Here is a 9592-nt window from a genome sequence, read left to right on the forward strand (position 1 = left end):
TATTATATCTTTAACTGAAAATTTATACTTTTTAACAAGTATATCATACACAAATAGTTGTTTTCAAAATAATATTACGGAGGTCCTGGATTTGAAACGTCTCATCATGATACTTTTCATCTTCCTCATTAGTTTTCTCACTGCATGTACGAAAAAAAATAATAATGATACTCCCGTAACAATCGACAGTGCAAATTTATCCACTTTTGAACAGAATTTGCTTGAATTAATTGGCGACTATGCGAGTGTGATTGAATTACAGATTAACAATAAAAATGCGGAAGTCATTGAAGTATCAATCGATCAATATAAAAATGGAGAAAAGCAGGAAGAAGTCATGTTATTTAATTCTTACCTTGATGATACCGATCTATCAAAGCCAATTCGTGTGCTTATTTCCAAGCAAACGAATCGTAAGGAATTAGAATGGCTCGTCTCTATCATGTCAGAGGGAGGAACAACGAGTATGGAATCGAAAACAGTACTTGAAAAGGAGTATATGGGTTCTGCTTTTGGGATGGTCAATATGCCAACTTCAATTCATTTAGATGAGAAGAAAGTTATCGGTACAGTCGCCTTAACAGATAACGAATCTGTCCACATTCGTTCAGAAATTGAAAGTGAAGAAGATTTAAAAGCAGCGACAGATTATGAGGAAGTATATATTATTAATACAATGGTAAAATAATGTACCATAGTTAGCTTGTATGAATGAAGATAAAGATAAATAAGCTAGATGCTCTTAGCTAATTTTCATTTATAATACGTCTAACGCTTATTAATCACAAAAAATTCTTACCTTACGTTGCATAGAATCCAAAAGTGTTTCATACTCTACATTTCGCTTTATCATTGTATATGTCGCTCTATTAAAAGATTCTTATAGTGGGTATTCAAAAAGGAGGATGAAAAGGACCGAGCAGTTCGAGGCGGCGTAGCTCCCGGCAACGGAACGTATAGAGTTAAAAACATGAGTAGCGGAAAAGCAAGCCAACGAAGAAATGAGATGTGTCATTTTCACCGGACTTTTTGAACATCCTTCGCAAAAATTCTTTGCCAATATAGTATAATTTTTAAAATTCATTTTGTTCTATCCTCATTTTGATAATTTATCACCATTAATTTGTTCAATTGAATGGAATATTATGCAAAAAAAAAGAAAAGACTACTTAACATGGAATTGTAGCTTCTTTTTACTTTACTTACAGAAAGGAGACAGAACAAATGACAGACTGGCTGACTAGTTTACAAACGAATACACCTCAAGAAGGATTTGAGCTTGCACTTAAACTTTCCAGAAAAGGAGTCGAGTACACGCAACAGTCTGATGAAATTCAGAACAAACTGAGAGCAGAATATGCAAAAAATGCAGATAGTCTAACTTTAGCTTCTCAAGTAGCTGCAACACATTTTCAGACAATTGCGGCAGCGAATAATTATTGGAAATAGAGTTATGAAACAAATTCAATATTGAAGGGCTTCCGAAAATTGGTCGGAAGCCTTTCAATCAGTAAAGGGCAAAAGAAAAAGCTTGCAGATCTCTCTACAAGCTCAAAATAAAAAAACATCTATAAAAAACCATACGATCATAATGGATTGAATTAGAAACTTCGCAATTACTCCACTTAAAAAACCAGCTATGGCACCAACTGAGGCCAGGCTTGCCTCTTTAACCGACCGTTGTCCGACAATTTCAATTAAAAAAACAAGCACTAATGGAACAATAATTATCCCAAACGGCGGGTATACAAATATTCCTATTATTACACCTAATATAGCGCCCCACTGACTTTCTTTACTGCCGCCAAATTTATTAACAAAGTACCGATTTGTAACTAGATCTGACCCGATTAAGATAATGGTAAAAACGACCATAACAATCCAAAACATGGTCGTCAACTCACTACTGTTTATAAAAAAGTGATAGAGCACAAAACTGAGCCATATTGCGGCTACGGCTGGAATAATCGGCACAAATAATCCAACCATGCTTAAAATAAACAAGCAAATTATTATTGTCCAAATGACAAATTCCATCTGTTCGTTCTCCTAGGATAATGTCTAGCTAACCTCTCTTTGAAACAGTGTTGACAACTTTACCTCTTCTTTATTCATGATCCGTTTGAAATTTTCCTTATGTTTCACTAAAAACAATATCGTAAATAAAAAGGCAATATAGGTTGCACCTTTTCCAAAGGTATAAACTGTATACGTTATAAATGATATATAGAGCATAAATGTACCAGTCACAAAATAATTAGTTACAAAAGCAAAAAGTAATAAAATAATTAGTCCCATTACAGCAAATTTCCAGTCTAGAAATAGTAAAACACCAAAAAATGATGCAGTTCCTTTTCCACCTTTAAAACTCATTGTAATTGGAAAGTTATGGCCAACAACAACAAATAAGGCATTTATATAAAACAGTAAAAATTGAATCTCAGATAAGAGAACATATTTTTCCAGTATAATAGCTATAAACATAAGAGAAATAACTGCTTTAATGATATCGATAAAAGCAACGATAAATCCATATCTCCAACCTAGTAAAACTGTTGTATTAGTCGCACCGGCATTTTTCGATCCATTATTTCTTATATTTATTCTTTTATACTTCCCAATAATCTGGGCACCATTAATACAACCAAACATATATCCTACAATTATTGTAATAAGCAGAAGGTACAATTCCTATCCCTCCTTTTCCTTTCCTACTGCATCATATGATACATTCATTAAAAAGAACCTTGCTTATTTTAAATCTATAGATTTGGGTTCTTCTTCGTTTCTTCATGCTCATCTTTTTCTAATGGATCAATTGTATGTTTATATCCATATCCTTTAGAAATGGTTAATAGCGATAAAAGTAGGATTCCAACCGTTAAAATGATACTAATCACCATTGCTGACATTGCCATTTTGACACACCCAACCTTTTTGTAGATTTACTAGTATCGTACGTAAATTCTCCAATAAAGTCTACTTTTTTAGTCCTCACCGATAATTCGTACCTCTCGTTCTAATTCAACTCCAAATTTTTCTTTCACAATTTTTTGTACATATTGAATTAATGCAATATATTCACTAGCGGTAGCACCTTCTTTATTAATAATAAAACCAGCATGTTTTAAAGAAACTTGTGCTCCACCGATTTGCTTACCTTGTAATCCACTGTCTTGAATAAGCTTCCCTGCAAAATAGCCAGGTGGTCGTTTAAAGACACTTCCACATGTAGGGTACTCAAGCGGTTGTTTTGATTCGCGTTTAAAAGTAAGATCATCCATCACCGCTTTAATTTCTTCGTAATTCCCTTTCTCTAAGGCAAACTCTGCCTCAAGTACTATATATCCGTTTTTAGGGATATTACTAGTACGATAAGCTAGATCTAGCTCTTCTGCTTGAATCGTTCTTAAATTCCCTTCTTTATCTATAATTTTTGCCTGATGCAAAACATCTTTAATTTCTCCCCCATATGCACCCGCATTCATAAAAAGTGCACCCCCGACTGAACCAGGAATGCCACAAGCAAATTCTAGTCCCGTTAAATGACTTGCCAAACCTTGCTTTGATACATCTGCAATAAGTGCTCCACTTTGAGCAATTATTTTAGTTTTTTCCACCTTAATATTATTTAATTTTCCTAGATACATGACAATTCCACGAATTCCACCATCTTTAATGATTAAATTAGATCCGTTTCCTAGTAACATAAATGGAATATTTTCTTTTGTTGCAAGTTTTACCACTTCCTGTACCTGTTCATATGTCGTCGGGGTAACAAAATAGTCTGCGTTCCCGCCCAAACGAGTATACGTGTGATTTTTTAAAGGTTTATTTTTAACTACATTATCTGTAGATACAATATTAACTAGCTGTTCATATATTCTCACGAAAATCATTCCTCAACATGATAGTACTATCCTAAAGAAGGTCTATTGCCCTTCGATTAAAAAGTCTAAAACCATTATATAAAATTATCGTTTATTTGTCCTTGTTTATCTAAAATAATCGAGCCATTCATCTCTACCAATTAACCACGTTTAAACCATCAAAAAACCTTCCTGAAAATACATTTCGTACATTTTATTACTATTTTATAGTCATAGTTAAAGGAAACTGTGCAGTAGTGAAAATTTGTAAATTAGTAACAGCTTCGTTGATTTCCGCTTCGAAAATGTAGACAAGTTGCAAAGTAAAATACCGCTACGGAAATACACTCCGCTTTCCGTGGGCGGCTGATGAGCCTCCTCGTCGCTTCGCTCCTGCGTAGTCTCACCGAGGCCTTTCCTCCCACAGGAGTCTCCGTGTATTTCCTTCGCTGGAAGGATACATGTTTTTCCAACTAGCGTAGGCAGAATACGTAGACTCCTGCGGGAACAGCAAACGGTTTTCGATGGGACGAACGATAGTGGCAGTCCCACGTGTCCGAAGACCCCGCAGCGGTGGTCTTCCGCGAGGAGGCTGAGGCCGTGCCCGCGGAAAGCGAAGTATTCTGCCGAAGCGGTATTCACATCGCAACTTTGTTTGATATTTATAAAGAAAATTACTCAAGTTACTGCACAGTTTATGAATATCGTCAAAAGTATTTTACGTAAAACAAATGATAAGTAAGCTCCATTTCTATTCAAACTAATTGCTTAATCGAATGGAATTTCGGCTCTAAGTTATCAAATGTTGCAATGTATTTAAAACCGAGCGATTCCAATAGTTCATATATATCTTTAATATGACGCCCAACATGCTCCGCTTCGTGTGCATCTGAACCGACGGTAATTATTTCTCCGCCACATTCTTTATATAATTCTAAAATGTCGATACTTGGCATCGCACTATCTAAAACATAGGCAAAACCAGAAGTGTTCACTTCAATTCCCTTACCTTTTGGAATGATTGTTGTAAATATGTTTCGAATAATATCATGGAAATCAGCATTACTAGTTAACTTTTTATATCGTTTTACTAAATCTAAATGTCCTAAAATACTGTAGCTGTCAAATTTTTGGACGCAATATAAAAATTCTTCATAATATAATTCATATGCAGCTTCTGGCGTTCTATTATTAAAAAAATCTCCCCAATGCAAGTTTTTCTTATCTGCTGCGTGCATCGAACAAATTATAAAATCAAATGTTTCCTTTTCTAATACATTCGTACAATAATCTAAAACATGGGGTTGAACTCCGATCTCAACCCCTTTTTTCACCACAATCTTCTCTTTATATTTTTCTTGAATTGTTTTAATTTCTTGGTCATACGCTTTTAAATCAAGTTCGAAATTAATTGTTGGATCAGGGTAATCATAATCAATATGTTCCGTAAAACAAATCTCTTTAATTCCTTTTTGTACAGCAGCGTTGACTGTATCTTCCATTGGTGTTTTACAATCTGCTGAAAAATTACTGTGCATATGGTAATCAAACATTCGTATTCCTCCAATTTGTAATTGACAATTCAATAGTTTATTATTAAACTATATTTACACCGTATACTTTATCTTAGTAAAGTGATGAAGTGATAAATTCATAAAGGGGCATTTTTAAAAATATGTATTTATATCATAACATAGAAAACAATCTAGTTATTAATGTCGAGCAAATTTTTGCCCGACAACAAATCATTCAAAAAATTAAACAGCGTTTTACAACGTTTGGCTATAGTGAAATTGTGACTTCTTCTTTTGAACATTATGATTTATATGCAAAAATGAACGGGACAGTTAATCATCAAGAAATGATTAAGACAATTGACAATACAGGAGAAGTCTTAGTTCTCCGGCCCGATGTAACGATTCCGATAACACAGCAAATTGCATTAAATAATAAAGAGTTACATGAAGATTTACGCTATTTCTACGTTTTAAATGTGTTTAGACAAACTCAAGAAACAAAAGATTTCCGAGAAAGTACACAAGCTGGTGTGGAGTATTTTGGTAATCCATCTCCTGAAGCGGATGCAGAAATTATCGCATTGGCGATTCAGCTATTAGAAGATTTACAAGTTAATAATTACAAAGTTGAATTAGGTCACGCAGGTTTTTTTAAACAATTAGTAACAGATATGCAATTAGAAAAACAAGATTTAGCAGAATTAAAGAAATATATTCAAGCCAAAAACATTACAGAAATTGAACAATTTTTAACATGCCAAGCTGTTGATTCAGGTATTAAAGAAATTGTCCGGTCATTACCATTTTTATACGGGAATCCGCTTGATGTCATTACAAAAGCAAAAGAACTGCCACTTAATAAAGAGATGAAAGATACTTTGGACAACATCTATAGTATTTTCAAATTTCTAGAAGCTTATGGGGTAGCAGAACATATCGTCGTTGATTTAAGTCTAATTAACCATATGGATTATTATTCCGATATGATTTTTCAGGGATTTGTCGAAAAGGTTGGGAAACCTATCTTAATGGGAGGGCGCTATAATACACTTGCACATCAATTTGGTTCAAATCTACCTGCAATTGGATTCGCCTGTGATGTTGACTTCTTAATTGCCGGGATTGAATCAAATACGTTACCGCAAATGAACCCAATTGATATAACTATTTTATTCGAAAATGTAACAGATAAAGAAGGCCTACAACTTGCAAAATTATTAAGAGGTAAGCAATATAATGTGCTAACATATGTCGATTCAACGAAAGCAAGTAGAATTCCAAATTCACGGTTTACGGTAAAGTTGAATAAAGATAGTAAAATATTAATTGCAGGAGATGAAACAATTCCTTTTAAAACACATAATGAAATCATCGAGTTACTTCAACAAGTTAGGGAGAGAGAGTAACATTGGCAGAACTAACACTTGCATTAGCAAAAGGGCGAACAGCAATAGATTCATTGCGTCTCTTAAAAAAGGCAAATATCATTTTTCCCGACTTTGATACAAAAAGTCGTAAACTTGTTTTTTATAATAAAGACAGATCGATTAAATTGATCTATGTAAAAGCCGTTGATGTTACAACTTATGTAGAACAAGGTGCTGCTGACATTGGCATCGTAGGTCGCGACAATATTTTAGAAGCTGAGGCAGATATTTATGAATTATTAGATCTGCATCTTGGAAAATGTCGATTTGTAGTTGCTAGTTTAAAAGATATTCCAATGACAAAAGGAACTTCATTAAAAGTCGCATCAAAATATCCGAATGTGGCTAAGAAATACTTTTCAAGAAAGGGCATTCCTGTTGAAACAATTAAACTAAACGGTTCCGTAGAACTTGCACCGATTATTGATATGGCTGATTGTATTGTCGATATTGTAGAAACCGGCAGTACCATAAAAGAAAACGGCTTAACTATTTTAGATAATGTCGAACAAATTAGTACAAGGCTAGTTGTCAATAAAGCAAGCTTTGCTACAAAAACGAACGAAATTCAACACTTTATCGATCAACTAAAAGCAGTTTTGGAGGACTCCTAATGAAAATAAAAACAATTTCCGAATTTCAATTAGACAAAAAAACGCATGAAGTAGAACGTAATGAACAAATTGACAAAATAGTCTTAGAAATCATTCAAAATGTACGTGCCAATGGTGATCAAGTGCTATTTGATTATGCGAAAAAATTTGATCATGTGGAATTAAAAAATTTAGTTGTTACTGATGATGAGTTAGCTGAAGCTGAAACGATTGTAAGTAAGGAATTCATTGAAGCAATTGAGACTGCTAAAGAAAACATTAAAACGTTTCATGAGGCACAAGTCGAAAAATCTTGGTTTTTGAATAAAAAAGATGGGGTTTTGCTCGGGCAACAGGTAACTCCTATGGATCGAGTCGGAGTATATATTCCTGGTGGTAAGGCTGCTTATCCTTCTACTGTATTAATGAATCTTATACCAGCACATCTTGCAGGAGTCCCCTCTATCTATATCGCTACACCTCCACAAGCGGACGGGAAAATTAACCCACATGTTTTAGTTACTGCAAAAAGAGTCGGTATTACGCAGATTTTTAAAATGGGAGGTGCTCAAGCCGTTGCAGCTTTTGCCTATGGATCAGAATCAGTTCCAAAAGTCGATAAAATCGTCGGCCCTGGAAATGATTTTGTGGCCCGTGCAAAAAAATGGGTATATGGAGATGTCGCTATTGATATGATTGCTGGTCCTAGTGAAATTTGTGTTATCGCTGATGAATCAGCAAGAGCTGATTATGTTGCGGCAGATCTACTTTCTCAAGCAGAACATGATGAGGCAGCAACCTCCATCTGTATTACGGCTAATATTAGATTGGCGGAACAAATTAAAGAGGAAGTAGAGAAACAATTAACTGAATTAGACAGGCGTGAAATTGCTCAAGCTTCGATCGACAATAACGGTCAAATTATTGTTGTTGATAATATGAAGGAAGCCTTCACACTCGTCAACGATATTGCGCCAGAGCATTTGCAACTAATGATTGAAAATGCAACTGATCATTTACCAGATGTAAAGCATGCAGGAGCAATTTTCTTAGGTAATTATTCTCCAGAACCACTTGGTGATTATTTAGCAGGACCAAACCACACACTTCCGACAAGCGGGACCGCAAAATTTGCTTCCCCACTCGGTGTGTATGATTTCATGAAAAAGTCGAGCATAATTCGTTATTCGGAAGCGGCTTTATTAAAAGAAGCTGATTATATCGAAACATTAGCAAACTTGGAAGGTTTACATGCACACGCTAAATCCATTTCAATTCGCAGAAAAAAATAAGCGTGTGTAAGTTTTATTTAGCATCTTTTATGTGGAATAGGATACAAGATCTTAAAAAAAAGCCACAATCCACAAGAATAAATATGTAAAGGAAGGTTTTGCTTTGAGGAAACATTCTATTTCTAGAAAAACAGCGGAAACAAAAATTGAATTAGATTTTTTAATCGACGGAGAAGGAAAAGGAAAAATTAATACAGGTGTTGGCTTTTTGGATCATATGTTAGTTTTATTCACTGGACACGGTCTCTTTGACTTAAACGTTTCATGTGATGGAGATATTGAAGTAGATCAACACCACACTACGGAAGATATTGGTATTGCATTAGGTCAAGCTTTTAATGCCGCTATGGGGGATAAAGCAGGAATTACCCGTTATGCTACAGTTTCCATCCCAATGGATGAAGCACTCGCTACAGTCCATTTGGATATTAGCGGGAGACCTCATCTCGTGTACCGAGTAGAAGGTTTAAAAGATAAAGTCGGTAATTTCGATACAGAACTTGTACAAGAGTTCTTTCAAGGGTTTGTTAATCATGCCGGTATAACCTTACATATTAACCTAGTGTATGGTACAAACACCCACCACATGATCGAAGCAATTTTTAAAGCATTTGCTCGCGCATTAGACGCAGCAAGCAGTTTGAATCCAAGAGTGAAAGGGATCCCATCAACTAAGGGGTTATTATAAATTATAGTTTTTCTACAAAAGTATTATTGCTTTTAAACCTTCATAGTTGAAGGATACTGTGACGTAACGATTTAAAAAGTGACTCTACCTCCGCTCCGGAATGTGAGTCGATTAACAACATGCAGAGTCCAGATCTAAGATGTCGAGTCGATCCGCATGACGTCGAGTCTTTTTCCAACATGTCGAGTCGATCTGCAAGACGGGGA

11 protein-coding genes are annotated in these 9592 nt (G+C 34.9%); 6 read left to right on the plus strand and 5 right to left on the minus strand.

Going from position 1 to position 9592, the window contains the following annotated elements:
- Window positions 1-91 precede the first annotated feature (91 nt).
- Both SPD89_RS12110 and SPD89_RS12115 read left to right on the plus strand, forming a co-directional pair.
- The gene (locus tag SPD89_RS12110; RefSeq protein WP_336262209.1) at window positions 92-688 is read left to right on the plus strand and encodes a hypothetical protein; all 597 of its coding nucleotides are present in this window, start codon (window positions 92-94) and stop codon (window positions 686-688) included.
- A gap of 536 nt (window positions 689-1224) precedes the next feature.
- The gene (locus tag SPD89_RS12115) at window positions 1225-1449 is read left to right on the plus strand and encodes a hexameric tyrosine-coordinated heme protein (RefSeq protein WP_336262210.1); all 225 of its coding nucleotides are present in this window, start codon (window positions 1225-1227) and stop codon (window positions 1447-1449) included.
- Window positions 1450-1551: 102 nt separating this feature from the next.
- Here the strand turns inward: SPD89_RS12115 and SPD89_RS12120 are convergent, their stop codons facing one another.
- The 5 genes from SPD89_RS12120 to SPD89_RS12140 all read right to left on the minus strand — a co-directional run bounded on the left by SPD89_RS12120 (window position 1552) and on the right by SPD89_RS12140 (window position 5422).
- Window positions 1552-2037 (minus strand): DUF456 domain-containing protein, encoded by a 486-nt coding sequence (locus SPD89_RS12120; RefSeq protein ID WP_336262211.1) that lies wholly within the window; start codon window positions 2035-2037, stop codon window positions 1552-1554.
- A 24-nt stretch (window positions 2038-2061) separates the two neighbouring features.
- Window positions 2062-2688 (minus strand): glycerol-3-phosphate acyltransferase, encoded by a 627-nt coding sequence (locus SPD89_RS12125; protein WP_336262212.1) that lies wholly within the window; start codon window positions 2686-2688, stop codon window positions 2062-2064.
- A gap of 74 nt (window positions 2689-2762) precedes the next feature.
- The gene (gene ytzI, locus SPD89_RS12130; RefSeq protein ID WP_336262213.1) at window positions 2763-2918 is read right to left on the minus strand and encodes a YtzI protein; all 156 of its coding nucleotides are present in this window, start codon (window positions 2916-2918) and stop codon (window positions 2763-2765) included.
- A 69-nt stretch (window positions 2919-2987) separates the two neighbouring features.
- Window positions 2988-3899 carry a UDP-N-acetylmuramate dehydrogenase gene (murB, locus tag SPD89_RS12135; RefSeq protein WP_336262214.1) on the minus strand — a complete coding sequence of 304 codons (912 nt, stop codon included), beginning with the start codon at window positions 3897-3899 and terminating at the stop codon, window positions 2988-2990.
- Between the two features lie 725 nt (window positions 3900-4624).
- The gene (locus SPD89_RS12140; protein ID WP_336262215.1) at window positions 4625-5422 is read right to left on the minus strand and encodes a histidinol-phosphatase HisJ family protein; all 798 of its coding nucleotides are present in this window, start codon (window positions 5420-5422) and stop codon (window positions 4625-4627) included.
- 122 nt (window positions 5423-5544) lie between these two features.
- Between SPD89_RS12140 and hisZ the strand changes: the two genes are divergently transcribed.
- From hisZ to hisB, 4 genes are all read left to right on the plus strand, one after another.
- A complete protein-coding gene (hisZ, locus tag SPD89_RS12145; protein WP_336262216.1) occupies window positions 5545-6792 on the plus strand; it encodes an ATP phosphoribosyltransferase regulatory subunit in 1248 nt (415 codons plus the stop codon).
- A 2-nt stretch (window positions 6793-6794) separates the two neighbouring features.
- Complete coding sequence (hisG, locus tag SPD89_RS12150; protein WP_336262217.1) at window positions 6795-7427, plus strand: ATP phosphoribosyltransferase; 633 nt, start codon at window positions 6795-6797, stop codon at window positions 7425-7427.
- The gene (gene hisD, locus SPD89_RS12155) at window positions 7427-8698 is read left to right on the plus strand and encodes a histidinol dehydrogenase (RefSeq protein WP_336262218.1); all 1272 of its coding nucleotides are present in this window, start codon (window positions 7427-7429) and stop codon (window positions 8696-8698) included. The genes hisG and hisD overlap by 1 nt, the downstream gene beginning before the upstream one ends.
- Window positions 8699-8801: 103 nt before the next feature.
- On the plus strand, window positions 8802-9386 hold the full coding sequence (gene hisB / locus SPD89_RS12160) for an imidazoleglycerol-phosphate dehydratase HisB (protein ID WP_336262219.1): 585 nt from the start codon (window positions 8802-8804) through the stop codon (window positions 9384-9386).
- Window positions 9387-9592 lie beyond the last annotated feature (206 nt).

This window comes from Pseudogracilibacillus sp. SO30301A, from assembly GCF_037072025.1.
Taxonomy (GTDB): domain Bacteria; phylum Bacillota; class Bacilli; order Bacillales; family Amphibacillaceae; genus Pseudogracilibacillus.